Origin of the sequence: Devosia sp., assembly GCF_014860165.1 — a bacterium.
In the GTDB taxonomy this organism is placed as follows: domain Bacteria; phylum Pseudomonadota; class Alphaproteobacteria; order Rhizobiales; family Devosiaceae; genus Devosia.
The window spans coordinates 25,584-52,341 of record NZ_JACZKG010000018.1 but is presented as its reverse complement, the minus strand read 5'-3'; the positions used below and the strand labels follow the sequence as shown (position 1 = coordinate 52,341).

Genomic DNA, 26,758 nt, shown 5'->3' with positions numbered 1-26,758 from the left:
GAGACGCCTCCTCTCAATCTCGCTCGAGGGCGCTGAACAACATAAAAGACCCGGCTCTGCTGAAGAAAATCTGGCCCAGTCGGTCCAAGGCGCAGGTTCACGGGGATGATCTGCCCGGAGAGTTGCGCGACCGCGCGAAACCCCGGTCCGTTGCAATGAAGCGTTCTAGCATCGGAACGACGAGGCGAACCGGGTCGGCGATAGGCTGTCCCGTCTCACTCGAGAGCAGTTCGGCATAGGTGACGAGATCGCGATGCAGCGCGGCCGGAAGCTCCACCGTGACCTTGATGGGCTTGTCGTCGGGTATGGCGCCGAGCTTGAGCTTGGTCACTGGCCTGCTCCATAAGGTTCGAGAACAAGGTCGCGGGTGACGATCACCCGAACCGGAAATCCCGGCCGGATTGTAAGCGTCGGGGCGACCTGCATCTGACGCTGGACGATCTGCTGACCGGCGTCGTTGATGGTATCCTGGGCGCCGCTGCGGATGGCCTGGATGAGCCGGTCGTCGTCATCCATCGTCAACTCCACGCCGACGGCGAGCAACGTCGACAGGCCGGCTGCTTTCATCAGATCCCTCCAGTGATAGTCGACGCCGTCTTCCAGGCCGGCATAACCCCGGGTGTCCGCGCCAGGCTGACGCTCAAGGACGATCGATCGCCCGTTGGGAAAGATCAGCCGGTTCCAGACGAGCAGGACGCGGCGCTGTCCGAAGGCGACGCCGTTGTCATACTCACCGATGATCCTCGTGCCCTGCGGGACGAGCAGGATGCTCCCGGTCGGGCTGTCATAGATGTGCTGGGTCACCTGTGCGGTGATCTGGCCGGGGAGGTCGGAACGGATGCCGGTGATCAGCGCCGCAGGGATCACCGATCCCGCCTGTAGCACGAATGGCGACGCCGGCGCGGCCACGCGGTCTTGAGCCACCGTGCGGCGATCGACGTCGGCGTTGAGGAAGGCGAGCTGTGGATTCTCCGACCCGGCAGCGCCGATGCCTGATGTCGAGCCACCAAGCGTGGGGAAAGTCGGGAGACCTGACTCTGACGGAGCACGAGTCTGGAAGAAGAGCTCGCTGGTTCGTGCGGCTTCCATCTCGGCGAGGCGGCGCTGCTCTGCAGGGTCAGCTTGTGGCACCGGAACGATCTCGACTGGGACGCCGCGACCGTCCTCTTGCGCGCGGACGATCGGACCGCCGAGGTCGCCGGGCAGGGGAGGACCGAGTTGCGGAACGCCACTATAATCGGCGGGTAGCTCCTCCAAGCCATCGGCCGTCTGCCTGTGATCAGTGGTGAAGAGCTCTTCCCCGCCAGACTGCCGGTCAGAGGTCTGAAGCGCGTAGATCAGGGCGCCGCCAATGCCGAGGCCCGCAACCAGACCCACGCCAGCGAGGACACGGCGAGAAACGCGGGTTACGCGCGGGGCCTCTGGCCGCAGCCGCATGGCGAGGTCCGGTTTCGTAGCTGACGGCGCGCTTGCCGTTCCGGTGTCGGTCTCGCTCATGACGACGGCCTCCCATCGGTGCGCACGATTTTCACGGTTTGCTGGCCGTTGCCGCTGCCGAGCCGCAGCTCCGCGGCACCGAACAGCCGATCGACGATGAGGATGTTCTGGTAGACGCGGCTGTTGACGATCTCGGGCTGGCCATCCGCGCCGATCACAAAGATCGGTGGCATCTCGCCCTGCACAATGCCGCGCGGGAATTCCACGTAGACGCGCCGTCCATCATCATAGACGGAAACCGGCCGCCATGGCGGGGCGTCGCCCGTAAGGCCATAGCGATGGTTGCGCGCGGCGACGGCGGGAATGGTGGGAGTGGCGGGGACGATCGGGCGCTGGGACGCCACCTGAGGATAGGCCCAGGCGACGGCCGGCATATAGGGGTTCTCACCAGAGCGCAGTTCAAGCAGATAGGTGCGCCGGTCCGTGGTGATGACCAGGTTGGTGGTGATGTCGGTTCTCGTCGGCTTAACCAGCACATGGACGCGCTTAGTCGCTCCACTTCCGCTCTCGGTGTCGCCAATGATCCAGCGGGCCGTGTCGCCGGCGGCGATCGGACCGGCGCCGGTCAGGCTCTCGCCGGGTTCGAGCGCGATGTCGGTGATCTGCCCAGGGGCGGCATAGACCTGAAAGAGGGCACCTTCGCTCCACGGATAGACCTGGATGGCGTTGTAGTATCCGTCCTTGCGTGGTTCGACCCGCGCCGCGATGTTGGCGTTCTCGACCCGGCCGACTGGCGTGGTGGCGGGATCGCCGCCCTTGGTAGGGGTCCAGCTCGGCGGCACCAGAATGGGGCGGGGCGCACCGTCACCTGTACTGACCGCAACGGCTGGCAGGGGCGGAACATTGGCGTCGTAGCTGATCTGCGGCGGCTTCGGCGCCGTGGCGCAGGCCGCGAGCGTCACGGTGGACAGCAGCAGCACCCCGATCGTGGAGACGGATTTACGGAAAGCCGGATTTGCGGCTTGTGGGTTCGTTGGCTGGCTCATTGCCCCAACTCCTTGGACCAGTTGATGGCATTGACGAAGACGCCGAGCGGGTTGCGGCGCAGGCGCTCGGCGTCGCGCGGTGGTTGGATCACGACCGTGAGGATGGCGGTCCAGCGCTCAGTGCCGGCAAGTTGGCCGTTCTCGTAACGGCGTTCCGTCCAGGCGACGCGGAACGAGTCCGGCGAAGCCCGGATGACCGACGAGACTTCGACACTGACTTGCTGCTTGCCCACGCGCGTAAACGGGTCATTGGAGCGCGCGTAATCATTGAGTGCCACGGAACCGCGGTCGGTCGTGAACTCATAGGCCCGCAGCCAGTTCTGGCGGACGATGATGGGATCGGCGGAGATCGAGCGGACCTGTTCGACAAAGCGCGCCAGGTGAAAGGCGATCTGGGGATCGGTCGGCCGATAGTCGGCGACCGCCGGTTCGACCGCGCGGGCCTCGCCCGTGCCATCCATTTCCACGACCCAGGGCACCACCGTGCCGCGCGCCGACTGCCAGACAAGGGCGCTGGCGAAGCCGGCCGAGAGGATAAGGCAACCGAAGGCCATGAGCCGCCAGTTCCGCGCCTGCACTCGGGCGGAGCCGATGCGATCGTCCCATACCTGGGCAGCGCGCTGGTAGGGTGTTTCGGGTTCCGGCATCTTGCCGTAATGGGCGGCCGGTCGCTTGAAGAAGGTCATGTGCGGTCTCTTTCGGAAAGGCTGACGGAGGCGCCACCACCGTGGTTGTCGCCAGAGCGGACGGCGTGCGCGGCGGCGGTGACGCCATGGCTCATGGACTGGCTGTGGCGCATGCGCTGGGCCCAGGCCGGTGGGGTGGCGGCTGAAGCGGGCGATGCAGACGGATCGGAGGTGCCGCCGACGGTGCCCATGGAGGACGAGCCGCCGGTGGCCGCGATTGCGGAACTGCCGCCGGAATCGAAGGAGGAGCCGAGGCTTTCGGAGACGCGCGATGCCGCGCGCTTGAGCGGGGAGGCTGCTGCGCCGCCGGCGGCACGTGCCACACCGACAAGGCCCGCGGCAACGCCAGCTGGACCGGATCCGCCGGCCGAGGCCAGCGAATAGGCGGCAGATGCGCCGCCTGCGAGTGCCCCGCTGCCACGTGTGGCGGCGGCGCCTGCCGACAGGGCTGCCTGTCCGCCTTTCGCGGCCAATATGGCGCCGCCGCCCGCGGCGACGGCAGCACCGGCAACCGCAAGGCCGGTTCCGACCGCGGCGCCCGCACCGAGCTGCGGACCACCGCTCACAATGCCGTTGGCGATGCCAGGCCCGAAAATGCCGAGGCCCAGCAGCGAGAGCGCTGCCAGGACGATGGCCATGGCATCGTCGATGGTCGGCTGCTCGCCGCCGAAGCCGGCAGTGAACTCGCCGAACAGGGTCGAGCCGATGCCGATGATGACGGAAAGGACCAGGATTTTGATGCCGGAGGAAATGACGTTGCCGAGGACACGCTCGGCCATGAAGGCCGACTGGCTGAAGAGGCCAAATGGGATCAGGACAAATCCGGCAAGCGTGGTGAGCTTGAATTCTATGAGGGTAACGAAGAGCTGGATGCTCAGGATGAAGAAGGCGAGCAGGACGAGAACCCAGGCGATCAGGAGGCAAATGATCTGGAGGAAGTTCTCAAAGAAGGCCCAGTAGCCGGAGAGCTCGGCGATCGCTTCGAGCAGTGGGCGGCCGGCATCGAACCCGGTCTGGGCGACGCGGCCGGGGCGCATCAGATCGTCGACCGAGAAGCTGGTTCCCGACGCCATCAGGCCAAGCCCGGCAAAGCTGTCGAAGATGATGCGGGCCAGGCTGTTCCAGTTGCCGATGAGGTAGGCGAAGACGCCGACGAAGATCGTCTTCTTGACGAGGCGCGCGATGATGTCCTCGTCAGCGCCCCAGGCCCAGAACAGGGCGGCGAGCGTGACGTCGATGACGATCAGCGTCGAGGCAATGAATGCCACCTCGCCGCCCAGGAGGCCAAAGCCGCTGTCGATATAAGAGGTGAAGACCTCGAGGAAGCGATCGATGACGCCGGCGCCTTCCATGGCTTAGTTCCCTATTGACGGTGAAAGGAAGCGGCGGCGGTTCTCGTCCCATGCGGCGAGACATTCAGTGTCGCGGGTTGCGGCCTCGCCCTTCTGCCGGCAGCGTTGGAGCGTCTCGCGCATGGGATCAGTGCGTGGCGTCTCTGCTACGGGGGGTGGAGACGGCTGCGGGCCGGTCGATTGGTCATCTCGCGCGAGTTGGATCGCCGCGGCAGTGACGGCGAGGGCGACAATGACGACCGCTGCGAGGCGTGCGAAAACCCATCCGTCCATGATCACCCCCTTCGGTCAGCTAGTTGCCGCCAGAAAACATCTGGGCGTTGCCAGGCTCATACGCGGCACCGGGCTCGAGGAAGCGGCGCCGCTGCTCGCGGCCTTGTTCGGCCGCGGCGGCCTGCTCTGCGGCCGACAGCGCGTCGGCACGGCCATTGGCAGCGAGCAGTGCCGTCAGATCGGTGAGCTGCTGGGCTTGCAGGGCAAGGATCTGATTGCCAGCCTGGGTCGCCTGAAGCGCGCCAGTCGCGCCCTGGCTTTCGCCGACGAGATTGGAGAGCTCGGCACGCTGGGTCTCGATATTGCCGACCACGCCGGCCTGGACCCGCATGGCGTCCTGCAGGGCGCCGACGGTGTTGCCCCAGCGTTCGCGCGCCAGTTCGACAAGCTGCTGGTCGGATGCAGTGAGATCCATGTTGGCGTATTGCTGGGAGAAGATCTGATCGACCTGCTGGACGTCGAAGGCGATCCGCTGCGCCTCCCCAAGGAGCTGTTGGGTGCGCTGGACCGACTGCTGGATTTTCTGGAGCGACGAGTAGGGCAGGCTCGCGAGATTGCGCGCCTGGTTGATCAGCATCTGGGCCTCGTTCTGAAGCGAGGCGATCTGATTGTTGATCTGCTCGAGCGCCCGCGCCGCCTGTACGATGTTCTCGGCATAGTTGGACGGGTCGAACACAATGTCGCCGAAGCCGAACAGGGCATGGGCGGGTGTGAGGACGATGGGGGATAAGGCCAAAGGTGCTGAGAGCACGGTGGTAGCAAGAAGGATGGCGCGTAAGCGCGTGCGAAGTCGGGTCATGGGAAAATCTCCGTGTTGGGGTGAGCTGCCGCTGCTGGGGCAGAGAGATTGGTGAGATCGGGGATGAGATCGGCCGCCCAGACGAGGCCATGGGCGCGCAGCCAGGCATCGAGAAAGCCCTCGCGTCCGTGTTCGGTCAGCACCTCTTCGATCCGGGCATGATCGGACTTGGCGGACGCCGCGCAGAGCGCGAGCGCCACGTCGCCGAGGCCGAGCTCGAACAAACGATTGCCGCGGCGGGACTGCGCGTAATAGTCCCGCTTGGGCGTGGCCCGGGCGATGATCTCGATCTGGCGGTCGTTGAGACCGAAGCGCCGATAGATGGCGGTGATCTGCGGCTCGATCGCGCGGTCGTTCGGCAGCAGGATGCGGGTGTGGCAGGAGTCGATGATCTCCGCCGCAATCGTGCTCTTTTCGAGCTGGGCCAGCGATTGGGTGGCGAAGATGACGCTGGCATTCTTCTTGCGCAGCGTGACCAGCCATTCGGCAAGTTGCTTGGAGAAGCCCGGATCACTGAGTGCCAGCCAGCCCTCATCGACGATGACCAGTGTCGGCCGTCCGTCGAGGCGTCCAGCAATGCGATGGAACAGGTAGGCGAGGGCGGCCGGTGCCGCACCGGTGCCGAGCAGGCCCTCGGTCTCGAAGGCCAGAACCGGCGCCTGGCCGAGCGCCTCCGCTTCGGCATCGAGCAAGCGGCCATAAGGCCCCCCGACGCAATAGGGCTGAAGAGCGCGCTTCAGATCATTGGATTGGAGCAGCACGGTGAGGCCCGTGATGGTCCGTTCTTCGAGTGGCGCCGAGGCGAGTGAGGTCAGCGCCGTCCAGATGTGCTCCTTGACCTCGGGCGTGACGGTCACGCCTTCCCGCATCAGGATGGCGACGAGCCAGTCGGCTGCCCAGGCGCGCTCCGGTGTGTGGGCGATACCGGCGAGTGGCTGGACCGACACGGATGCGTCCGTGCCATCCGTGAGCTCGCCGCCGAGATCGTGCCAGTCGCCACCCATGGCGAGGGCGGCGACGCGGATCGAGCCGCCGAAGTCGAAGGCGAAGATCTGGGCATTGTCGTAGCGGCGGAACTGCAAGGCCATGAGGGCCAGGAGCACGGACTTTCCGGCGCCGGTCGGACCGACCACCAGGGTGTGGCCGACATCGCCGACATGAAGGGATAACCGGAACGGGGTCGAGCCTTCCGTCCTGCCATAGAGCAGTGGGGGTGCCTGGAAATGCTCGTCCCGTTCCGGCCCCGCCCACACCGCCGAAAGCGGGATCATGTGGGCGAGATTGAGCGTGCTGATGGGTGGTTGGCGCACGTTGGCGTAGAGGTGGCCGGGCAGGGTGCCGAGCCAGGCGTCGACCGCGTTGATGGTTTCCACCATGCCGGTGAAGTCGCGGCCCTGGATGATCTTCTCGACCAGCCGCAGCTTCTCGTCGGCGACGCGGGGATCTGCGTCCCAGACGGTGACCGTCGCGGTGACATACGCCTCGCCGGCATAGTCAGCGCCGAGTTCCTGCAGTGCGAGATCGGCATCGGTCGCCTTGTTGGCGGCGTCGCTGTCGACCAGAACCGACGCCTCGTTGGTCAGCACCTCCTTGACGATGGCGGCAATGGACTTGCGCTTGGCGAACCACTGGCGGCGGATCTTCGTCACCAGCCTCGCGGCATCGGTCTTGTCGAGCAGGATGGCCCGGGTCGACCAGCGATAGGGGAAGGCCAGCCGGTTCAGTTCATCGAGGATGCCGGGCGTGGTCGTCGCGGGAAAACCGACAATGGTGAGGACGCGCAGATGGGCGTTGCCCAGGCGTGGCTCGAGCCCGCCGGCGAGCGGCTGGTCGGCCAGCAGCGCATCAAGATACATCGGCGTCTCGGGGACGCGGACCTGATGGCGTTGGGTCGAGATGGTCGAATGTAGATAGGTCAGCGTCTCCGCATCATCGAGCCAGCGGCATTCGGGCATGAAGCCGTCGAGCAGGGCGAGCACGCGATTGGTGCGATCGACGTAGCCTTTGAGGGTTTCCCACGGGTTCACCCCGCTCTGCTCGCGGCCTTCGTAGAGCCAGCTTTCCGCGCGGGCCGTGTCCTCTGCCGGCGGCAGATAGACGATAGTGAGGAAGTAGCTCGACTCGAAATGCGAGCCGGCTTCTTCGAAGTCGGCCTTGCGTTCGGCGTCGATCAGCGCCGATGCCGCATCTTCGAAGGTGCTCCCCGGATAGGTCGCCGCCTCGTGGCGCTGGGCCTCGACAAAGATGCTCCAGCCGGAGCCGAGACGCCGGAAGGCATTGTTGAGACGGCCGGCGACGCCGACCAGTTCGGCGGGGACGGAACTGTCGAGATCCGGGCCGCGGAATCTGGCCGAGCGTTGGAAGCTGCCATCCTTGTTGAGGACGACACCCTCGCCGACGAGAGCGGCCCAAGGAAGATAGTCGGCGAGCCGGGCCCCGGTGCGGCGATATTCTGCGAGGTTCATCATCGCGGTGCCTCAGACATTGAGATTGGCGGGGATGCGCAGGTGTCGGCGCACTACTTCGACGAAGAGCGGATCGCGCCGTGCCGCCCAGACGGCGGCCAGATGGCCGATGGCCCAAAGCACGATGCCGACGAGCCAAAGCCGCAGGCCGAGGCCGAGCGCGGCCGCCAGCGTGCCATTGAGGATGGCGACCGCGCGCGGGGCGCCACCAAGTAGGATGGGCTCAGTCAGGGCGCGATGGAGGGGGGCAGTAAATCCGGGGACGGGCTCGTCCATCAGATCAGCGCTCCGCCGCCGAAGGAAAAGAAGGAGAGAAAGAAGCTCGAAGCTGCGAAGGCGATGCTGAGACCGAAGACGATCTGGATGAGGCGGCGGAAGCCACCAGATGTGTCGCCGAAGGCAAGGGTCAGACCGGTGGCGATGATGATGATCACCGCGATGATCTTGGCGACGGGCCCCTCGATGGATTCGAGAACCTGCTGCAAGGGCTCTTCCCAGGGCATCGACGATCCGGCGGCATAAGCGGCTTGGGTCACCATGAGGCTGAGCGATGCGGCGAGCGCGGTGCCAGCGATCCGTGGACGGGCGCGGAGGATTGTCAGGTTCATACGGAGGCTCCAGTGGGTTCGGGGGACGTGAGGGCAGGGGAGAGCTCGTAGTCGCCGCTGGCCCCGAGCCCGGTGACATGGGCGAGTTCGACGAGGCGCCGGGCCGTCCCGCGGCCGGAGAGCACGGCGATGACGTCGATGGTTTCGGCGATCAGGGCGCGGGGCACTGTGACGACAGCCTCCTGGATGAGCTGCTCGAGGCGCCGAAGGGCACCCACGGCGGATCCAGCGTGAATGGTGCCGATGCCCCCGGGATGTCCGGTCGACCAAGCTTTGAGCAGGTCGAGAGCTTCGGGCCCGCGAACCTCGCCGATCGGAATCCTGTCGGGTCGAAGCCGCAGCGACGAGCGCACGAGATCGGACAGGGAGATCACGCCATCCTTAGTCCGCAACGCCACCAGGTTGGGTGCGGTGCATTGCAGCTCGCGCGTGTCTTCGATGAGCACCACGCGATCGGCCGTCTTGGCGACCTCAGCGAGGAGGGCGTTGGTGAGGGTGGTTTTGCCGGTGGACGTTCCACCGGCAACCAGAATGTTCTGCCGCCCAGTGACGGCCTGGCGCAGAACGTCGGCCTGCGCAGCCGACATGATGCCGGCGTCCACGTAGTCCCCTAGAGTGAACACGGCGACTGCAGGCTTGCGAATGGCGAAGGCGGGAGCCGCCACGACCGGCGGTAAAAGGCCCTCGAAGCGCTCCCCCGTTCCCGGCAGCTCCGCGGAAACTCGTGGCGAACCGGCGTGAACCTCGACGCCGACATGATGCGCCACGAGGCGGATGATGCGTTCGCCATCGGTGGGCGTCAGATGCTCGCCGGTATCCGCGAGGCCTTCGGTCAGCCGGTCGACCCAGAGCCGCCCGTCGGGGTTGAGCATCACCTCGACGATCGTGGGGTCTTCCAAGAACCGAGCGACGGCCGGACCTAGCGCGGTGCGCAGCATGCGCGTTCCGCGTTCGACGGCCGCCGATTGTCCTGAAGAAATCACCACGTCGTCCCCACTCCGCTGTGGGCCCGCACGACGCGCGGCCCTGGATCGGGGACAAGTAGAAGAGGCACGAGCGGGCGAGACGCAACAAGCCGCTAGAGGTCATCGTAGCTTGGCGTGGAATTACAGGGAAACGGTGAAACCGCTACGACGACAACGCGCCCCATTACGGTCATTACGCGAACCTTCGCGCATTCCCAAAAGGAGACATCGCCGGACCATCCGATGGAAAGCCAGTCTAGCGGGCAGGCGGCGAAGCAGACGTCAACGAGTGGCATAGTAGTGAGCCTTCGCCAGTTGCCCTCAGCCTCGCCCTTGGCGGGTGGCGGGCTTGGCCTGGCCAGCCTTGGCCTTCCAAACGTCTCCTTCGTCCGGCACGTTGCTCGCCGCGCTGGGCATGTCAGCTGTGGCGCAGCGATACAAGTTTAGCTGATGAAGCTTTGAGGCGCCCCGAAGCCGCATCCCAACGGCTGCTTTAGGCGCGACTTAGCGCCTGCTGAAAAGACTTTTATGGTCTTCAGCCATCTGCCGCAATGCACCTCATTACGGTTGTCCGCGGGATGCGATGAGGGGTTTTGCGCAACACCTAGTGCAATTCAAGAATGGAGCGCATGAGGAAACCGGCGACCTCGATTGGCCTGGATGGGCCCGATGAGTGCCCATCGGAGAAGCGCACCTTGAAGCTTTCCGGCCATGCGTGCGAGGCTGACATAATCTGGCGCCAGCGCAAAAGCCCTTGGACGAGCAAGCTACGGAAGAGGCCCCGATCGTGTCATCAAGCGATCCGTTCGAAATCATGAAGCTGCGCGTGACGAAGGCTCTTGCCGGCTTCTCCAAGAAGTTTCCGGAAGGCCAATCCCGTTACGACATCGCTAGTTCCAAGCCCGACAAGAGCGACTTCCCCGTACCAGACCTCGTGCTGTTCATGATGAGGAATGTCATGGGATGGGAGTGGTCAGGACATGGCGAGAAGGTGCGATGGACCGTGTACGGGAGTTTCAAGGGCCTCCCGGTCATCCTCGAGCTTCGAAAATTCGGCTTCGCCATAGGCATGGAGGGTGGTGAGGCGAAGGACCGGCAGCGGCTCGTCAATCAACTGAAGACTGCCCTGAGGCACGTGGAGACGTTCCTTGCACCCATCGCGCAGCACCAGGTGTCGCTCGGTGAGGCGTCGATCGCCAACCGCTTTAGCGAGTTCGAAAGCCGCTATAGGTTCTTCCGCGAAATGGCCGACAAGGCCTATGCGGAGGCGAAGAAGAGGCCCAAAAAGCGAAAGGCGAAGGAAGGAGAAGTCGCGGCGGAGGAAACGGCGAAGTCGTTCATGAGCGACATGGTGTTGGACCTTAATCGATCAACGCGGGCCAATCAAAAAGGCTTCTATTATTCGACGGCGATGGTCGATGCGTATTTCAGCCTTCTAGAGCACAGACTCGTCCTTCTGCGGGCGTTCAGTGGAAAACCCTTGGCGGAGGGAGAACTGCTCGATTTCCTCGGCAGCAAATGGGACGCGAAGCTCAATCTGATCGTTTCGGACGCGTCCCTCTCGGCAGAACCACTCGGCAAGATGCGGGACATCAAGGAACGCATCCGCAATCCGTTCGCGCATGGCGGTTTCGAAAACGATGGTGGCTCGATCTTCTTCCACCTCCCCCACATCGGGGCCATCCCTACCAATTTCAGCAGGTTCGGAAACAGCGTCCGGTTCTCCTTCATTCCGATCGAGCAGGAGGCGCACGCCGACGTCTGCGCCATATTTGACGGGCTTGATGAACTGCTCACCACCGGTCCACTTGAACGCCCGCATCGCCTCATGGACGCTGGTGTCGACCCATCCTACGACCGCGAACAGATCGAGGAGTACCATGCCGCGATCAGCGGCACCGAGGCGGACCTCGAAAAGTTTCTGGACCGCTGGGGCCACGAATTCATGATGCACGCCAACATGGATTATTGAGCGCCGGACATCGAAGGTGTAGCTGGCATCCAGAGTCGGTGGCCGGTTGAGGTCGACCTGATCTACGATCACCGCAGCAGCATAGATCTTCAGCAGCGGATCGGACTTGCCGTCCTCGATTACTCTCAAGAGATCTTCTCAGGAAGACGAGGGGAGTATTTCCGCGTCCGCAGGATCTAGTCCGAACGCGGACTGAAAACCTTCGCGCATATATCTTTCCATGTCGGCTCTCGTTGCATTGGCTGAGAGCCAGGACAGGTCGTATTTAAAGGGACCAGGCTGCCTGATCCATTGTCCGACCAGATCATAGCCAACGGTATTGTCGTAGAACTTCTGATAGGTGCTGTGGACGACGCTCTCCGCATGGTCGCGTCGCAGGCGGGGAAAGACACCGTCGTCTTCCTCCTTATCGACGAAGATCGCGCCATGTTTTTCGAAAAGGTCAGCTTGGATTTGGGAGACCTGGTCGCCTGCCATCCACATCCCTGCCCAGCAGAAAAATTCCGGATGGGCAAACTTGGCTTCCTGGAACGCCAGAAAGTGAGCAAAGAGATGCCCGATAACGTAGTTCATCGGCTGGAACTGGTAAGTGTCGTACTGCCGGCGAAGCGACGACAACGGCCCGGTAGGTGCAAACCATTGCGAGAACAACTGTGCACTCTCGAGCGGCGGACGGTCGACCATCGCCTTTGAGAGGATGGTTGTGACCGCCTCGTACTCCTCGCGGGTATACTCTTTAATGGCACGCTTTAGGTCCGGATGCTTCAGGGAGACAATACGACATAGCATCATGAAGCGAGAGCCCGGATTTACGTCCGTGATGAAACTCTCGAAGAAGGGCTGTACGGGAAATGGGAACCCCGAGCCCGGATTGATAGCCATGTCGCAAATGAGCAAAAAGAGGCCGACCAAAGGATCGTCGATACGATCCGGCCATTCGGACTCCGTCCCGTTCAGGAACGATTGAAACGCCCGCACATAGACGCCGTCGAGCATGCCAAGGTCCGCGAAATCCTTCCATTGCGCCGCTTTTCCGCTCGCTTGAAATAGATATTGAATCTGGATGAAACGGGCCTGCCCTTCGAATATTTCCTCGGCGCCGATCTCCCAAAGCTCCACGCTTTGCTCGTAGTGATAGCCGGGCGCCTTGTCAGCCCGGAGCTTTCGAAAACCCTCCTGCCATTGGTCGGGATTTGGCACTGCCGAGAACGTGGGATCGACTGTTGTTCCAAGCACGTACAGTGTTTGTCCGTAGGTCATGTTGAGTGCGTGACCCACGGCCTCGAAGAGTGGTTGCTGTACGATCGGCTCCACCCAGCGAGGGCCCAGCGTGTAGGCGCGGAAGACTTCGAGGTCGAAATGGTTGTTGACGATAATGTTGCTGATGCCCGCCGGCGTATCGACGCCTTTGGGGCCCAACGCGTTCAGCAGAGCAGAATGCTGCAGCACGGACTTCTTGAAACCGGCCTTGACGACAAGTTTTTTCAGATTCCCGACAACGCAGTGTGTTTGAACCGGGTAGTTGAGCCCGAGGATGAATCCATAGGTCGAACCGATATGCTGCCACCAATGGACTGTTTCGTGTACATAGGTGGACATAGCCTGCAGTTGTTCAAACGACACTCCGGTGGTGATACCAGGCGTGAGCCCCGCGATGGCGCTATGCACCCGCGGGGATAGGCGCAGCACAAACTCGAACGTGCTGTAGAGCCCATGAGCCTTTGTGGTGGCGTGAAATTTAGGGGAATCCGCATGAGCGAAAAGAAGGTCTGGCGTTAGTACAGGCATGCTCCGTGAAATCCCTCAAGCTTCGTTGCTCAACGGATATAGGCCTCTGCAGTTTGAAGTGAAGGTTTTCGATTGTGCGTTGAGGTTTACCCTCGCTGAGGCGTCAAGCGTTTGATAATCGCGAATGCAAGTAGACCGGAAGTTGATTTGGGACGGCCCTGCAGCTTCGAAGCGCGGAAAAGCTGGTGGATGATTTCTTCGACGAGGTCGAGCGCGTAATAGGAGCGCACGGAATTTCGCTGAACGTCGTCGATGTAGAAGACAGGAGTGAGAAATTGGCGAAGTGAAGAGTCGAAGGCTCAAGGACTTGCGGGAGCAGATGAAGGCTGTGGCTCGTGGCGAAACCTGCGCCAGCCGATGCCGCATGGACCAGTTTTGAATCCGCCGAGGTGCTGCTCCGCCTTCTCACTAAACATTCGCAATGGGTGGCCGACCTCGCGCGCATCAGCAAGCGGGCGCAGCCGAATCTCCTGCGCACGCTTGGCAAGATGGAGGCTTTGGGGCTGATCGAAACGACAGCATCGGGCAACCGCCGCATACCGACATCCAAGATCAAACCGCTATCGGTGACGATCGACCCTATTCGCTGAACGATAAATTAAAGATCGCTTAAGGGGATAACTACTGGACTGTAGATGTATTCGGTGGGCGCACTCGGTATCGTAAGCGTCAGCGATTAGGGCCATATATGACAGAGAGCGAAAAAAGAGATGTAGTATTCATCAGCAAGGCCACACCGGGAGACGACGAATTCGCCCTGTGGCTTGCGCCGCGCCTCGAAGCAGCTGGCTACGAAGTCTTTGCAGATATTCGAGTTCTCGATGGTGGTGATCGCTGGCGTAAAGACATCACCGACACGCTTCAAAACCGTGCCATCAAAATGCTTTTGTGTTGTAGCGACGAAACGCTCGCCCGGGAGGGTGTTCAGGAGGAGATCGAAATCGCCATGGATTTGGTGAAGTCGATCCCCGATCCAAAATTCATCATTCCTCTGCGGATGCGTCCCTACAAAAAGCTATTCGGCATTGGCGGCCTCCAGTACGTCGACTTTGTGCGAGGCTGGGGAACCGGGCTTGAAAAGCTGCTTTCTACGCTCAAGAGCCGCAAAGTTCCCTGTGACCTAGATGCTGTACAGATCAATCCAAATTGGGAAGCGTTTCGGTTGCGCGGCGCCATTCCGGTCAAGCGAGAACCAGAGAGACTAACCTCAAACTGGCTCCGCATCGCCGAGGCTCCTGACTCCATACGCTTCTACGAGGCGACCGGCGCGGTAGATCGATTTGCTATTGGGCGGACTTGCGAAGTGTCGCCATTTCCGGTCCAGCCGCATGGCTTCGGCTTCTTCACTTTCGCAAGTGAGGATGCGGTGGCAGAGACCTTTGGCGCCGTGGCAAAGTTTCATATCAAGACGACATTCCCGCTGGTGAATTTCGTCGAGGAGGGTGCTGAGACACTTGGGCTCAAACGCCAAGACACGTCCAATATGGTGCACTCAATGTTTCGGCAGGCTTGGAACGCCTACTGCCGAGAAAGAGGGCTCCTAGAATACACCTATTCAAACGCGGTTGGGTTTCATGCGTCGAAAGACCAAAGCAAAATCGCGGCTCGCATACCGTGGGGCAAACAGGGTGAACGGCGTTGGTCGATGCTCCGAAACGTTTCGAAGGGACATGTTTGGCAGTACGGAGTCTCGGCTCTGCCGGCCTTTTGGCCCTATCCCCACTTTAAACTGAAATCACGAGTGATCTTCGCACCATACGAAAGCGAGGAAGCAGGAATACCTTACGACGACCCCAAGAAGCAGCATCGGCTCAGAAGATCCATTTGCAAGGGGTGGCGGAATAAGCAGTGGAGAGGACGGCTCCTTGCGTACCTTGAGATGCTCTCGGGAGAGTCCGCATTCCTTAGGCTTCCGTTGGCTAGCGATGCACATATCGTACTGGAAGCTTTCCCCCTTCTCTTTACTTCACCTGTGAGCACTGTGCTACCGGACGCACTGACTGATGACCAAGAGGAGGCTGATGTCAGCACCCTTGGCAGACCCGAGCCCGAGGAGAACGAGTGATGGAGTTCCCCGAGCAGACACTCGAAATCGAACACCTTTTCGAACCAAGCCTTGAGTTTGGTTTCGGGCAAAGCACCGCACATCCGAAAGATGGGCTCTTCCTGTACGGGCCACATGAGCGCGCCAAAAAGACGAAAGAGATACGCGTTGGCGTTATTGGAACGGCTAGCGGCATCAACTACTTTCGAAAGTGGGCCGAAAAGATCAAAGGCCGCGTTGAAGTCCCGCCACCCGGCAAAGGCGAGAAAGCCGACCGGCTTCACCTCGCGAACTTTCCCGGCCTCGAACCCACGTTTGGCATCACATTCGAACCGGATGAGTGCGTCGCGCACGCGCTGGACTCAAAGGCGATCGACCGAACGACACGCATTCTCAATCTGCATGAGGCGGTGGCGAAGGTCGCCGATCTCTACGTAGCAAGGGCTCAGCGCCATATCGACAACGATGAACGTTCTGTCGATGTCTGGGTGCTCGTGGTGCCGGAGGTGATATTCGAGCGGTGCCGGCCAGGTGCGAAGCGAACCGGACTCCCGATGGAGAAAGGAGACTTTGGCAAGCGCCAGAAAGTTCGGTCCGACCTGCCGCTTCTAGGCGATCTCGTTGACAAAGAAGCTGAAGAAATCTTCGATGATGTGCCGGACTTCCACCGCCAGATAAAGGCTGCATTCCTTCGGATTGCGCCAACACAGATCGTTCGTGAGACGACACTGGAACCTGAATCCCATAAAAACAAGGCTGGCTACCCCGCAAGGCGGACACAGGACCAAGCCACGGTCGCATGGAATTTGGCCACCGGGCTGTACTACAAAACTCAGCCAAGACCTCCGTGGAAACTGGCAGAGGTTCGTCCCAAAGTTTGCTATGTCGGACTGGTCTTCAAGAATCTGCCGAATGATCCGAACGGCCATGCCTGTTGCGCCGCCCAGATGTTTCTCAACGAGGGCGACGGGGTAGTGTTTCGAGGGGCCAACGGTCCCTGGAAGACCGCCGATTTTGAGTATCACCTGAAGAGATTAGCGGCGAAGAAGCTCCTATCCACTGTGCTTGAGACGTACGCGGAAAGTCACGACGGCCCGCCCGCCGAACTGTTTATCCACGGACAGACCTATTTCGATGAGGAGGAATGGAACGCCTTCGAAGAGGCTGCCCCGCCGGAAACCAATGTCGTAGGTGTTCGCATCCGTCAAACCCAGGGCGAAACAAAGCTCTTTAGGGATGGTGATTACCCGGTATTGCGCGGCACCACGATGATCTTGAACGACAGGAACGCGCTGCTTTGGACGACTGGGTACGTCCCGCAACTCGACACCTATATCGGGCCAGAAACTCCCAATCCGCTTTTCATCACGATCCTGAAAAGCAAAATAGAAATTGACGTTGCCCCCTGCGCCTAATCCAGTTTGAAGTAGGCTCTGGCCCCATCAGAAGGACCAGAGATGAAGCGAAGCAGGTTCACCGAAGAGCAGATCATTGCGATCTTGAAGGAGCAGGAGGCCGGGGTCCCGGTTGCCGATCTTTGCCGCAAGCACGGCGTCAGCAATGCCAGCATCTACAAGTGGAAGGCCAAGTATGGCGGCATGGACGTCAGCGAGGCCCGGCGACTGAAGGCTCTGGAGGACGAGAACGCCCGGCTCAAGAAGCTGCTGGCCGACAGCATGCTCGATAATGCCGCGCTGAAAGATCTTCTTGGAAAAAAATGGTAGCGCCCGCCGCCGAGCGGGATGCTGTCGCCCATCTCCAGACTGCCTATGGGATGAGCGAGCGGCGGGCGTGCCGAGTATTGGGATGTTGTCGGATGACGATGCGCTACCAGGCGCTTCGGACCGATGACATCATGCTGCGCGATCGGATGAAGGCCATTGCCCACGAGCGGCGACGGTTCGGCTATCGGCGGCTGCACGTCCTGCTGCGGCGGGAAGGGTATCAGGTCAATCACAAGCGCCTGTTCCGGATCTACCGCGAGGAGAAGCTTATGGTGCGACGTCGAGGCGGCCGCAAGCGTGCCATGGGCACCAGGGCACCGATGCTGACCCCAATGGCGCCCAACGATCGGTGGTCCCTGGACTTCGTCTCCGACCAGATGACGGACGGTCGGCGCTTCCGGGTGCTGACGGTGGTCGATGACTGCACACGCGAATGCCTGACCCTGGTTGCCGACACCTCGCTGTCTGGCCTGCGCGTTGCCAGAGAGCTGGAGACGCTGATGGCTACTCGAGGACGCCCCAAGATGATCGTCAGCGACAATGGGACTGAGTTCACGTCCAATGCCATCCTGGGCTTCGCTGACCGGATGGGGATCGACTGGCACTACATTGCCCCAGGCAAGCCGATCCAGAATGCCTTCATCGAGAGCTTCAATGGCCGGCTGCGGGACGAACTGCTCAATGAGACGCTCTTCCCATCGCTTGCTCACGTGCGGGCAACCGTGGCGTCCTGGCGCGCCGATTACAATCTGCACCGGCCGCACTCGCGGTTGGGTTGGATGACGCCTGCCGAATACGCCGACACCTTCAACCCGCGACGGGATGATCTGCCGCTCCGCTCAATGACCAGCTCCGCGCCAGCCCCCGTCGCTCACCCCGGCCAAATCGGCCAAACCAACCGCCCGAGTCTCCTTCAGGCTGGATAGAAGTTGGGGGCAACGTCAGCGGGCAGCTCTCGGCATCCAATTCGGAAGTCTGGAATAATTGGACGACCCTTCTCAAGGGAATGAGATGGATGTTCTCCCCTGGGGCGCCACTGCTCATCCACCCGCAACCGTCCTGGCATAAGCTTTCCTGGCTTGGCGAGTTCGTCGCAGCCATACCGTCTTATGAGCGCAGCACGGAAACGACCGCGAGGCTCGCGATAGAGGCTCGCGCCCATCTCAAGCAGATGGCGGCCGATGAGGGTATCGCATTCGATTGCGAGACACGCGGAATTCTCCACGTGTACAAGTCGCGCCTTGACTTCGACCACGCACGCAGGGTGACCGAAATACTCAGGCGTGCTGGACTAAACAGGAGAGCGGTTTCAGCGAGCGAAATTCGGAATATCGAGCCAGCCCTGGAGGGCAATTTCTACGGCGGGTTTTTTACGGAGAGCGACTTCACTGGTGACATCCATAAATTCTCAAATGGCCTTGCCGATGCCTGCCGGCGCCGTGGCATCAAGGAGATGCTCGGCCACCAAGTCTTAGCTCTCGAGGCGGGCCGTGAAGGGGTGAGGGTTCGCTACCGGCGGACTGACGACCGCGGGCAAACGGCTCCAGTCGAAGAGGCGCGTTTCGGACAGATTGTTGTCTGCGCGGGCGTCCATTCCCGCCACTTCGCAGCGCAACTTGGCGACAGGATCAACGTGTATCCGGTAAAGGGATACTCGATCACGGTGAATTTGCCTGAACAGGCGGATCGAGATGCGGCACCATGGGTCAGCCTACTGGACGACGACGCGAAGATCGTTACCAGCCGCCTCGGCAGCGGCCGGTTCCGCGTCGCCGGAAGTGCAGAGTTCGCCGGCTTCAATCGCGACATCAGAAGCGAGCGCATTGAGCCGTTGATCAAATGGTGCAGAACCCACTTTCCAACCATGAGCACGCGCCAGTGCACGCCGTGGGCGGGTCTCCGGCCGATGATGCCGGACATGTTGCCTCGAGTATGCGCCGGTAGCAGACCTGGCGTGTTCTACAATACTGGTCACGGGCATCTGGGCTGGACCCTGTCGGCGGCAACTGCAGACGCTTTGGCCGCACTCATTATGGAGTCACGCCCCGCGAGCCACTGATCTGGGCACGGCAAAGAGCGACGTAAGTTCGATATGCTAGTAAGCCCCAGTACCCGCTCGCTGCCGCTGCCGCTGCCTCGCCTACCGCCAGCCACTCTCGATCCGCTCAACCAAAGGTACTCGACCTGATGGCGTCAGACGCGCATTCTTGTGGACGTTCATTCGAGGAGCTCCGCTGATATGGTTGGTGTTGCAACCCCAGCTCTCAGCTCTAATGAACAACCTTCATAGCTTTAACATCGGGGCCCCGTCGGCAGTGTCCACGCAAACTTGGCTGGTACTTCGATCTGTAGTCGCCATTCGCCCTCAGAACGCGATCTATGTCTGGCCGGATGGCAAACGCCCACAGGGTAGCTGACCGAGCGATCGGTCAGTGTACTGCGCGCCGGTGTGGACGTGCCATCCAAAGACCATCGGATGCCGACAGGACTCATCGACGCGGCGATTGCCGTGCACGCAGCCCGGCTAGAAGTCGCCGCAGTTCTCGACAACTATGGCAAATCCGTCTCCCGCCTTTCGAATGACCCGTTCGGCAGCCAGCCACTCATCCGCTACTTCGGATCTGAAGTTCCAGTGGGGGCTCGAGCTCGCGGGCCGGTCTCTGCTTGCGCCAAGGTTTGGACTGGCAAGCGTCGACGACGTCAATCAATGCCGTCGGCTTGCGACGGGAGACGAGTGCGGGGGCATCGAGGCCCAACCTCAGCGAGGGAGGCGTAACGTTCCTCTCGACCGACGGTCGCGTTGGCTTGGGGGTAACGACCGAACACCTCCATTCGATATACCCGCCCGCAAGCATTTCACTTAGGTCCGCCGGGCCCTTCTCCCTAGCGGTATTGCAGCTATGTGCCTTCAACCAAAGGACTGGCTGGCGAGAGCAAATGTCCTATGCCTCCCCGTAATCGGAGGCCGCTGACCGCGGATCATTGTTGTGACACTGCTGACTTCTGACAGGCCCTGGGCCGTTAGCCAGTCACGGAGCCCGCTGTCCCCGCCGGTGTCTATGCGCAGGATTTGTCCGGCGTTCACCCTCAGGAAATGTTCGATCAGCAGCTTCGCATCCTCCGCACCGCATGCGATCACCGGGCCGACCACCTGACCGAGGCCGAAGGGACGACAGATGGCATAGCCCTGAATGTCACCAGCCCTTTCGATCACGGCGATAGAGCCGATCAAGTTGAACTCCTCGATCATCCGGCGTCGGTCGGCCCCGAAGGCCTGCCGGTCCATTTCGAGCAATGTCTGCAGATCCTCAGCGTTAGCCTTGCGGACCCAGCGGCATCTCTCTGCATAGGCAGCGCCTGCAGAGACTTGCCCTAAGTGCTGGTGAACGGTGCCGGTAGCTTCGAAACCGAAGCTACCGTAAAGCCTCATTCCCGCTGCCGTAGAGTTCAGCATGACGGCGCGGTTGCCGGTTAATTGCAACAGGTGCGCCAGTAGCGATCGACCCAGTCCGCGACCCTGCATCGGGGGCGCGACAATGATGCTGCCGCAGGTTGCGAAAGCATCGCCATAAGGCCAGCAAATAGCAGAGGCGATTACCTGGCCATTCTCCTCGGCCAGAATACCCTGGCCAAGCGACTGGGCGACGCGCCAGTCGTCAAGCCGATACGCCCAGCCCACCGCGCGCGATAGCTCCAGCGCACTTTCCAAATCACCCGCTTCGCCCGTCATCGGACGTAGTGTGACCGATGGCTGAATGGAATTCATGTGCGCTCCTCCTGGCAGGCCGCTATTGCGTCAATTTCCACAAGATAGCCGTAGTGGAGCTCGGGCACCGGAACGACCGACCGCGCCGGACGTGCCGCGCCCAGCATCTCTGCATAGACGGCGTTGAAACGCGGCCAATTGGCGACGCCGACGACGTAGACGGTCACCTTCAAGAGGCTGCCGACTGAAGCCCCGGCGGCTTCGGCCACCGCGATCAAATTGCGGATCGCCTGGCGCGCCTGATCGTCGAAATCGGCCTCCGCGAGATGGGTGCCGTCTGGGGCAATGGGCAGCTGGCCGGAGATATAAAGAAGCCCCGCATGCTTGATCGCCTGAGCATAATGGCCGCCAGGGGCAGGGGCGCTCGCGGTAGAGAATGGCGTGATTTTCACGGCGTCATTCATCGGAGCCTCCCCAGCATGGTCGAACTGACTCGGACCTTCGGTACCCCACCCTGTGGTTGGTAAGATGCGCCGTCGCCCGGGTTCGTCGCATCGGAGGCAGCGACAGAGCGTCCGGCCCGTCCCCACGCCAGAGCAGGGGACAACTCGGCACAGCCTGCGCCGACGATCACTACATCATGCTTTTTGATGAGCGATTGTGGCGTTAGCGGCATGACCGGATCCGCTCCCCTCCAATAAGGCGTGTCCTCGTCGGCGACCTTAGGCTGTGGCACTTGCATATCTTTCGCTGGGTTTTCAGATTGGCCGAGCCGGCGGACGCGAGGCAGCCTTTTCTTGCATGAGAATGGCGGCTTGTGGGCAGCAGTATTCCCCGCTTCCGCAGCGATTGGCGGCATCTTATTGCGAACAAGCGCTACAAACCGCAGGCCAGTGTTCGAGCGTCGCCCGAGGTGATGACGCTGCACTCAAGCCAGCCCGTCGTGCCCGGACTCGACCAAGAGCCGTCATGCCGGGGCATACCCTCAGCAACGTCGGTCAGTTCAAGGCGTGCGCGGCCAGCCCATAGACCCAAGGGGAGGCATCGCTGCGGTTCAAGAACCTACGCCCCTTGGACATCGTTATTGTCGTGGAGGTCGTGGGAAGGCCTATCTGTGTCAGGAATTCCGCGAAGGGACTGGTGTCCTCGCGCGTATCGATCCGCACATAACCATCCTTCAATGCGGGCAGATGCCATCCGACGAGGAGAATTGCGTCCTCGTCGTTACTGGCCACTATCGGTCCAATCACGTGCCCCCTCCCGAACTGGCGGCGCATGGCGTAGCCGACCACCTTGTCGCTCCGTCGCAGAACGCAGGTCACAGATCTTTTGGACAGTTGTACTAACACCGCCGAGCGGTTGACGCCAAAAGCTTCCGTATCGTAGTCAGCCAGTTCCTCAATTTGGGTCGCGGGCAACTCGTCCAGGCCATGGTCCCGGGCCGCTGCTGGCAGCGTTGAGAGGATGCCCCCATGTAGGAAAACGGTCGCCTCCTTTTCGAACCCGAGTGACAGGTAGAGGGGATAGGCGGCCTTCGTTGAATTCAGCGTCAGGTTGCGGCCTTTGCAGCGTTCCATTACCTCTTCCATCAGCCACCGGCCGGCTCCTTGCGCCTGCGCGCGCGGCGTGGTGATCACAAGCCCAATCGTGGCCAAATCTCCGCCCTGCAGAAACCACATCGCACTGCAGAAGACGCGCCCAATGTCGTCGACCGCGACGATCCCTTGCCCCACTTGCCGCAGGAACTCCCAATCGGCGGGACGATGTGGCCAACCTACGCCTATCGAGAGGACATGCAGCAGATGAACGTCAACATCGGCGATATCCCGCGCAATCAGTTCGAAGGACTTCACGCGAACGGTTTTTGCCATCGAGACTTGTCCTCTACCGGTGATCGGCAAGCGCCCGGTCTCATCTGTCGAGCTGGGCGCGAACCCATTGGGTCTTGCCATACTGTGGCGCAGAGACGCCAGCAGGATTTGCCGCACTGGGCCCGTCCGCAAAATCTTCTGCCGACCTGATGGTACATGCATATCACTTCACCCTCGCCGGTGCTTGCACCTTTCTGAGTAAGCATCGCGCATTCCGACTAGAGCGATCGAACCGGCAAAGCCATCCGCGCGCCCGAGCGGTTCGCCAACTGCGGACCGAACTGACGTGATCGCGGCCGAAGGTCGGCTGCCCCCGTTCCTATAAGCAAAACGCCTGGTACCCGACTCGATGCTAAGCGTTTGCGGCGGGCAAATTTACAATCTGGCACCGAGCGTTCGCGACGCTTCGGCGGCGGCCTTGACGACCCAACTTCCCAACTCGAGCACCCTGGCATCAGGCATCCTAATCGTCGGACCCGAGACGGATATGCCAGCCACTGCATCACCGTATCCATTTAAGATTGTGGCGCCGACGCATCGCATCCCAATGATGCGCTCTTCATCATCGAGCGAGTATCCCCGCTCGCGGATTTGTTTGACCGCGTCGCGCAATTCGCTGGCTGTGGTTATCGTTCTTTCGGTAAAGCCAGCCAAAGCTGCTGTTCTGAGGAACACCTCCAGCCGCTCGTCATCAAATGCGCTTAAAAGGGCCTTGCCAATGCCCGATGCGTGAAGCGGGGCGCGCGTTCCTGGCGGGAAGAACGCGCGAATAGACTCGTGCGTCTCGACTTGGCTGACAAACAGAACATCCCCGTCCCGCTCGATTCCGAGATTTGACGTCTCACCCGACGAGGCCATCAAATCCCGCATTACAGAGCGGGTGCTTTCGACGATATTGGTGCGCCGCAGGAAAGCTGAGCCCAGGCGGAATGCCTCTGCCCCCACGAACCACTCCTGCCGTTCCCCACTGCTTTCGACATAATTACGTCGTTCAAGGGCGGCCAAAACCCGATGCATTGTTGCTATCGACTGTTCAAGATGAGCGGCCAGCTCAGATAATGTCATGCCCTCGTGGGACGCCAGCGCTTCGAGCACATCAATCGCGCGGTCGAGCGCCTGGATAGTCGGTGGCTGTTGGAGCGTCTTGGTGCCCCTGGGGCGGCCGCGTCGTCGGATTGGCTGCTGCATCAACGCGTCTCCCCATTTTCGTACCAAGATAGATAATTGGTCTAATGGAATCAACTTCTGCAGAATGAAAAATCCTAACTCCTTCTATTTGAATATATTTCTGTACTTTTTTCGTCTGATAAAAAACATTTTCAATAAAATTTACGGCACAGTCGGGCCGTGCTACTCCTCTTGCGAGCCAGAAGCCACTGCCATGAAGCACTCGGTAATCGATCTTCACTCACGGCCCGGCACTGCTGCCGCGCAAGCGCTCGCAGCGATTATTGAAGCAGACGCCTGAACGGGAAGCGCTGATGTACATTCCGACTCTCGAAGACATGCTCGCAGCACGCGAACGCATTGAACCCCACATTCACCGCACGCCCATCATGACTTCGCAAGCCCTGAACCGGCTGACGGGCGCCGAATTGTTTTTCAAATGCGAGAACCTGCAGAAGGCCGGGGCCTTCAAGGCCCGTGGCGCCGCGAACGCCGTCTTCGGACTTTCGGACGAACAGGCAGAGAGGGGCGTGGCCACCCATTCCAGTGGCAATCATGGCACCTGCCTGAGCTATGCCGCCGGCCGGCGCGGCATAAGCTGCACTGTTGTCATGCCGCGCACGGCTCCCCAGGTGAAGAAGGACGCGGTACGTGGCTATGGGGGGAGAGTCATCGAATGCGAGCCCTCAACGACCTCCCGTGAGGCCGTTTTTGCTGAGGTTATGGCTGAAACCGGCGCGGAATTTGTCCACCCCTATAACGATCATCGAGTCATTGCCGGGCAGGCGACTTGCTCGGCGGAACTGCTTGAACAGGTCGACGACCTAGATGCGGTGATCGCGCCGATCGGGGGCGGCGGCATGATTTCCGGCACTTGCCTTACGCTGTCAAATCTCGCGCCTGGGATAAGCATCTTTGCCGCGGAACCTGAGCAGGCCGACGATGCCTTTCGCAGCTTCAAAGCGGGCCATATCATTGCCGATGACGCCCCGCAAACCGTGGCCGACGGGCTCAAGGTGCCTCTAAAGGACCTGACCTGGCACTTCGTTCAACGCAACGTCACGGACATCCTGACGACTGCTGAGCACGAGATAATCGACGCCATGCGGTTGACCTGGTTAAGGCTGAAACTCGTGATGGAGCCGTCCAGCGCGGTGCCCCTGGCCGCCATCCTGAAAAATCCCCACGTCTTCGCCGGCAAGCGTGTCGGTGTCATCATCACCGGTGGTAATGTCGATGTCGACATGCTGCCCTGGAACTGAAAGCGGACAACATGAACGTACATGACAAATTTGCAGGCCTCGAGGTCGGGTACGACGTGCCAGCCTTGCCGGGTATGGACGAGAAGGACATTCAGACGCCCTGCTTGATCCTCGACCTCGACGCCTTGGAGCGAAACATCCGGAAAATGGGTGCGTACGCGAAAGCGCACAACATGCGCCACCGGGCGCACGGCAAGATGCACAAGTCGGTGGACGTAATGAAACTGCAGGAGTCGCTGGGCGCGGCGACCGGCGTATGCTGCCAAAAGGTGTCCGAAGCAGAAGTCTTCGTGCGAGCCGGGATCAAGGACGTTCTTGTCTCGAACCAGGTACGCGACCCGGCCAAGATCGATAGGCTTGCGCGCCTGCCGAAACTTGGCAGCCGGATTATTGTCTGCGTCGACGACGTGGAAAACGTAGCCGACCTGTCGGCAGCGGCGCAAAGGCACGGCACCATTCTTGAGTGTCTGGTGGAGATTGATTGCGGCGCCGGGCGCTGTGGCGTCAAAACCACTCCCGAAGTTGTGGCAATCGCAATGGCTGTCGACGCGGCCCTGGGACTCAAGTTCACCGGGATCCAAGCCTATCAGGGCGCTATGCAGCATCTCGATGATTATGAGGACCGCAAGGCCAAGGTCGACATTGCCATCGCTCAGGTCAAAGGTGCGGCCACGGCACTGGACGCCGCTGGTTTGAAACCCACTTTAGTGTCGGGCGGAGGCACAGGATCCTACTACTTCGAGGCGAATTCGGGCGTCTACAACGAGTTGCAATGCGGGTCCTACGCCTTCATGGATGCCGACTATGGCCGGATTCGCGACAAGGACGGCAAGCGCATCGACCATGGCGAATGGGAAAACGCACTGTTCATCCTGACCAGCGTGATGAGCCACGCCAAGCCACATCTTGCGGTGGTCGATGCTGGGTTGAAGGCGCAATCGGTCGACAGTGGACTGCCCGTCGTCTTCGGGCGAGAGGACGTGAAGTATGTCAAGTGCTCGGATGAGCATGGCAATGTGGAAGACCTGAACGGCGTGCTCAGGATAAACGACAAACTGCGCTTAGTGCCCGGCCATTGCGACCCGACCTGCAATGTGCACGATTGGTATGTTGGGGTGCGCAACGGCAAGGTTGAAACCCTTTGGCCAGTGTCAGCCCGCGGCAAGGTGTATTGACGCGGTCCTCCGCTTGTTTCCCAGTTCTGTTTAAGCAGCTTCACAATCGAAGTTCCACACATCCGCGACGGCGGCCTGGCCTCGGCTGCCGTCCGCTGGCGTGACGTCTAGGTCATACAGGTGACTGCACAGGCTGTTCTCAAACCCAGCCTTGTCCAGCTTGATGGTCGTGACCAAAACGATCCAACCGGTAGCTATGAGGTGCTCGGTGTAGGTCGCGGCGCGTCTGAGGTCGAGAGCAACCACCGGACCCGATCACCTCCAGTGGGTTGAACTAATGCATGGCATCTCTAGATGCGCCTTTGCGTACCGGTGTACCTCTCAGCTACGACGGTGTTGAAGGTGGCGGACGCCATGGTCATTAGCCGCAGAGCCCTTAAGTAAGACAGAAAGCTCGAACATGCAGTATCGAAGACTC

24 protein-coding genes are annotated in these 26,758 nt (G+C 61.1%); 8 read left to right on the top strand and 16 right to left on the bottom strand.

The window, feature by feature from the left end; translation table 11 throughout:
• Positions 1 to 97: 97 nt before the first annotated feature.
• From IH615_RS05010 to trbB, 11 genes are read right to left on the bottom strand one after another with little or no spacing between them, the layout of a single operon-like run.
• Positions 98 to 331, bottom strand: a complete 234-nt coding sequence (locus IH615_RS05010) for a DUF2274 domain-containing protein (RefSeq protein WP_291360309.1) — start codon at positions 329 to 331, stop codon at positions 98 to 100.
• Positions 328 to 1,497: a TrbI/VirB10 family protein gene (locus IH615_RS05005; RefSeq protein WP_291360307.1), complete on the bottom strand. Its 1,170-nt coding sequence runs from the start codon at positions 1,495 to 1,497 to the stop codon at positions 328 to 330. The genes IH615_RS05010 and IH615_RS05005 overlap by 4 nt, the downstream gene beginning before the upstream one ends.
• Positions 1,494 to 2,483: a P-type conjugative transfer protein TrbG gene (trbG, locus tag IH615_RS05000; RefSeq protein WP_291360305.1), complete on the bottom strand. Its 990-nt coding sequence runs from the start codon at positions 2,481 to 2,483 to the stop codon at positions 1,494 to 1,496. The genes IH615_RS05005 and trbG overlap by 4 nt, the downstream gene beginning before the upstream one ends.
• A complete protein-coding gene (trbF, locus tag IH615_RS04995; protein ID WP_291360304.1) occupies positions 2,480 to 3,169 on the bottom strand; it encodes a conjugal transfer protein TrbF in 690 nt (229 codons plus the stop codon). Before trbF ends, trbG begins: the two co-directional genes overlap by 4 nt.
• Positions 3,166 to 4,521, bottom strand: coding sequence for a P-type conjugative transfer protein TrbL (trbL, locus tag IH615_RS04990; protein ID WP_291360303.1), 1,356 nt, complete (start codon positions 4,519 to 4,521; stop codon positions 3,166 to 3,168). The genes trbF and trbL overlap by 4 nt, the downstream gene beginning before the upstream one ends.
• A 3-nt stretch (positions 4,522 to 4,524) precedes the next feature.
• On the bottom strand, positions 4,525 to 4,794 hold the full coding sequence (trbK-alt, locus tag IH615_RS04985; RefSeq protein ID WP_291360302.1) for a putative entry exclusion protein TrbK-alt: 270 nt from the start codon (positions 4,792 to 4,794) through the stop codon (positions 4,525 to 4,527).
• Positions 4,795 to 4,813: 19 nt separating this feature from the next.
• Positions 4,814 to 5,593, bottom strand: a complete 780-nt coding sequence (gene trbJ / locus IH615_RS04980) for a P-type conjugative transfer protein TrbJ (protein ID WP_291360301.1) — start codon at positions 5,591 to 5,593, stop codon at positions 4,814 to 4,816.
• Complete coding sequence (trbE, locus tag IH615_RS04975) at positions 5,590 to 8,061, bottom strand: conjugal transfer protein TrbE (RefSeq protein ID WP_291360299.1); 2,472 nt, start codon at positions 8,059 to 8,061, stop codon at positions 5,590 to 5,592. Before trbE ends, trbJ begins: the two co-directional genes overlap by 4 nt.
• A 9-nt stretch (positions 8,062 to 8,070) precedes the next feature.
• On the bottom strand, positions 8,071 to 8,334 hold the full coding sequence (locus IH615_RS04970) for a VirB3 family type IV secretion system protein (RefSeq protein WP_056260222.1): 264 nt from the start codon (positions 8,332 to 8,334) through the stop codon (positions 8,071 to 8,073).
• Positions 8,334 to 8,666 (bottom strand): TrbC/VirB2 family protein, encoded by a 333-nt coding sequence (locus tag IH615_RS04965; RefSeq protein ID WP_291360295.1) that lies wholly within the window; start codon positions 8,664 to 8,666, stop codon positions 8,334 to 8,336. The genes IH615_RS04970 and IH615_RS04965 overlap by 1 nt, the downstream gene beginning before the upstream one ends.
• A complete protein-coding gene (trbB, locus tag IH615_RS04960) occupies positions 8,663 to 9,604 on the bottom strand; it encodes a P-type conjugative transfer ATPase TrbB (protein WP_291360399.1) in 942 nt (313 codons plus the stop codon). The genes IH615_RS04965 and trbB overlap by 4 nt, the downstream gene beginning before the upstream one ends.
• A 781-nt stretch (positions 9,605 to 10,385) precedes the next feature.
• On the opposite strand from trbB, the gene IH615_RS04955 reads away from it, so the two are divergent.
• Positions 10,386 to 11,603: a hypothetical protein gene (locus tag IH615_RS04955; RefSeq protein ID WP_291360294.1), complete on the top strand. Its 1,218-nt coding sequence runs from the start codon at positions 10,386 to 10,388 to the stop codon at positions 11,601 to 11,603.
• Positions 11,604 to 11,741: 138 nt separating this feature from the next.
• Here IH615_RS04955 and IH615_RS04950 read toward each other — a convergent pair whose 3' ends face one another.
• The gene (locus IH615_RS04950; protein ID WP_291360293.1) at positions 11,742 to 13,391 is read right to left on the bottom strand and encodes a hypothetical protein; all 1,650 of its coding nucleotides are present in this window, start codon (positions 13,389 to 13,391) and stop codon (positions 11,742 to 11,744) included.
• Between the two features lie 335 nt (positions 13,392 to 13,726).
• Between IH615_RS04950 and IH615_RS04945 the strand changes: the two genes are divergently transcribed.
• From IH615_RS04945 to IH615_RS04925, 5 genes are all read left to right on the top strand, one after another.
• On the top strand, positions 13,727 to 13,981 hold the full coding sequence (locus tag IH615_RS04945) for a hypothetical protein (RefSeq protein ID WP_291360292.1): 255 nt from the start codon (positions 13,727 to 13,729) through the stop codon (positions 13,979 to 13,981).
• A gap of 98 nt (positions 13,982 to 14,079) precedes the next feature.
• Positions 14,080 to 15,456 (top strand): TIR domain-containing protein, encoded by a 1,377-nt coding sequence (locus IH615_RS04940; RefSeq protein WP_291360290.1) that lies wholly within the window; start codon positions 14,080 to 14,082, stop codon positions 15,454 to 15,456.
• A complete protein-coding gene (locus tag IH615_RS04935) occupies positions 15,456 to 16,850 on the top strand; it encodes a hypothetical protein (RefSeq protein ID WP_291360288.1) in 1,395 nt (464 codons plus the stop codon). The genes IH615_RS04940 and IH615_RS04935 overlap by 1 nt, the downstream gene beginning before the upstream one ends.
• Positions 16,851 to 16,892: 42 nt before the next feature.
• Positions 16,893 to 18,085, top strand: a protein-coding gene (locus IH615_RS04930; RefSeq protein ID WP_291360287.1) for an IS3 family transposase whose coding sequence is annotated in 2 segments (ribosomal slippage) — positions 16,893 to 17,151 and positions 17,151 to 18,085 — 1,194 coding nt in all. Because the reading frame shifts where the segments join, the coding sequence is not laid out codon by codon here.
• Complete coding sequence (locus tag IH615_RS04925; protein WP_291360397.1) at positions 18,082 to 19,218, top strand: D-amino acid dehydrogenase; 1,137 nt, start codon at positions 18,082 to 18,084, stop codon at positions 19,216 to 19,218. Before IH615_RS04930 ends, IH615_RS04925 begins: the two co-directional genes overlap by 4 nt.
• A gap of 849 nt (positions 19,219 to 20,067) precedes the next feature.
• Here the strand turns inward: IH615_RS04925 and IH615_RS04920 are convergent.
• The 4 genes from IH615_RS04920 to bhcR form a co-directional block, all read right to left on the bottom strand.
• On the bottom strand, positions 20,068 to 20,925 hold the full coding sequence (locus IH615_RS04920; RefSeq protein ID WP_291360286.1) for a GNAT family N-acetyltransferase: 858 nt from the start codon (positions 20,923 to 20,925) through the stop codon (positions 20,068 to 20,070).
• On the bottom strand, positions 20,922 to 21,329 hold the full coding sequence (locus IH615_RS04915) for a RidA family protein (RefSeq protein ID WP_291360285.1): 408 nt from the start codon (positions 21,327 to 21,329) through the stop codon (positions 20,922 to 20,924). The genes IH615_RS04920 and IH615_RS04915 overlap by 4 nt, the downstream gene beginning before the upstream one ends.
• A 534-nt stretch (positions 21,330 to 21,863) precedes the next feature.
• Positions 21,864 to 22,736: a GNAT family N-acetyltransferase gene (locus tag IH615_RS04910; RefSeq protein WP_291360284.1), complete on the bottom strand. Its 873-nt coding sequence runs from the start codon at positions 22,734 to 22,736 to the stop codon at positions 21,864 to 21,866.
• A gap of 375 nt (positions 22,737 to 23,111) precedes the next feature.
• Positions 23,112 to 23,924, bottom strand: coding sequence for an HTH-type transcriptional regulator BhcR (bhcR, locus tag IH615_RS04905; protein ID WP_291360283.1), 813 nt, complete (start codon positions 23,922 to 23,924; stop codon positions 23,112 to 23,114).
• A 293-nt stretch (positions 23,925 to 24,217) separates the two neighbouring features.
• On the opposite strand from bhcR, the gene bhcB reads away from it, so the two are divergent.
• Positions 24,218 to 25,165 carry a beta-hydroxyaspartate dehydratase BhcB gene (gene bhcB, locus IH615_RS04900; protein ID WP_291360395.1) on the top strand — a complete coding sequence of 316 codons (948 nt, stop codon included), beginning with the start codon at positions 24,218 to 24,220 and terminating at the stop codon, positions 25,163 to 25,165.
• An 11-nt stretch (positions 25,166 to 25,176) separates the two neighbouring features.
• Positions 25,177 to 26,340, top strand: coding sequence for a 3-hydroxy-D-aspartate aldolase BhcC (gene bhcC, locus IH615_RS04895; RefSeq protein WP_291360281.1), 1,164 nt, complete (start codon positions 25,177 to 25,179; stop codon positions 26,338 to 26,340).
• Positions 26,341 to 26,758: the final 418 nt, after the last annotated feature.

Coding starts and splice junctions, on each gene's coding strand:
- IH615_RS05005 (WP_291360307.1), bottom strand. CDS start 1,497: ATGAGCGAGACCGACACCGGAACGGCAAGCGCGCCGTCAGCTACGAAA.
- trbG (WP_291360305.1), bottom strand. CDS start 2,483: ATGAGCCAGCCAACGAACCCACAAGCCGCAAATCCGGCTTTCCGTAAA.
- trbF (WP_291360304.1), bottom strand. CDS start 3,169: ATGACCTTCTTCAAGCGACCGGCCGCCCATTACGGCAAGATGCCGGAA.
- trbL (WP_291360303.1), bottom strand. CDS start 4,521: ATGGAAGGCGCCGGCGTCATCGATCGCTTCCTCGAGGTCTTCACCTCT.
- trbK-alt (WP_291360302.1), bottom strand. CDS start 4,794: ATGGACGGATGGGTTTTCGCACGCCTCGCAGCGGTCGTCATTGTCGCC.
- trbJ (WP_291360301.1), bottom strand. CDS start 5,593: ATGACCCGACTTCGCACGCGCTTACGCGCCATCCTTCTTGCTACCACC.
- trbE (WP_291360299.1), bottom strand. CDS start 8,061: ATGATGAACCTCGCAGAATATCGCCGCACCGGGGCCCGGCTCGCCGAC.
- IH615_RS04970 (WP_056260222.1), bottom strand. CDS start 8,334: ATGGACGAGCCCGTCCCCGGATTTACTGCCCCCCTCCATCGCGCCCTG.
- IH615_RS04965 (WP_291360295.1), bottom strand. CDS start 8,666: ATGAACCTGACAATCCTCCGCGCCCGTCCACGGATCGCTGGCACCGCG.
- trbB (WP_291360399.1), bottom strand. CDS start 9,604: ATGCTGCGCACCGCGCTAGGTCCGGCCGTCGCTCGGTTCTTGGAAGAC.
- IH615_RS04950 (WP_291360293.1), bottom strand. CDS start 13,391: ATGCCTGTACTAACGCCAGACCTTCTTTTCGCTCATGCGGATTCCCCT.
- IH615_RS04940 (WP_291360290.1), top strand. CDS start 14,080: ATGACAGAGAGCGAAAAAAGAGATGTAGTATTCATCAGCAAGGCCACA.
- IH615_RS04935 (WP_291360288.1), top strand. CDS start 15,456: ATGGAGTTCCCCGAGCAGACACTCGAAATCGAACACCTTTTCGAACCA.
- IH615_RS04920 (WP_291360286.1), bottom strand. CDS start 20,925: ATGAATTCCATTCAGCCATCGGTCACACTACGTCCGATGACGGGCGAA.
- IH615_RS04915 (WP_291360285.1), bottom strand. CDS start 21,329: ATGAATGACGCCGTGAAAATCACGCCATTCTCTACCGCGAGCGCCCCT.
- IH615_RS04910 (WP_291360284.1), bottom strand. CDS start 22,736: ATGGCAAAAACCGTTCGCGTGAAGTCCTTCGAACTGATTGCGCGGGAT.
- bhcR (WP_291360283.1), bottom strand. CDS start 23,924: ATGCAGCAGCCAATCCGACGACGCGGCCGCCCCAGGGGCACCAAGACG.
- bhcB (WP_291360395.1), top strand. CDS start 24,218: ATGTACATTCCGACTCTCGAAGACATGCTCGCAGCACGCGAACGCATT.
- bhcC (WP_291360281.1), top strand. CDS start 25,177: ATGAACGTACATGACAAATTTGCAGGCCTCGAGGTCGGGTACGACGTG.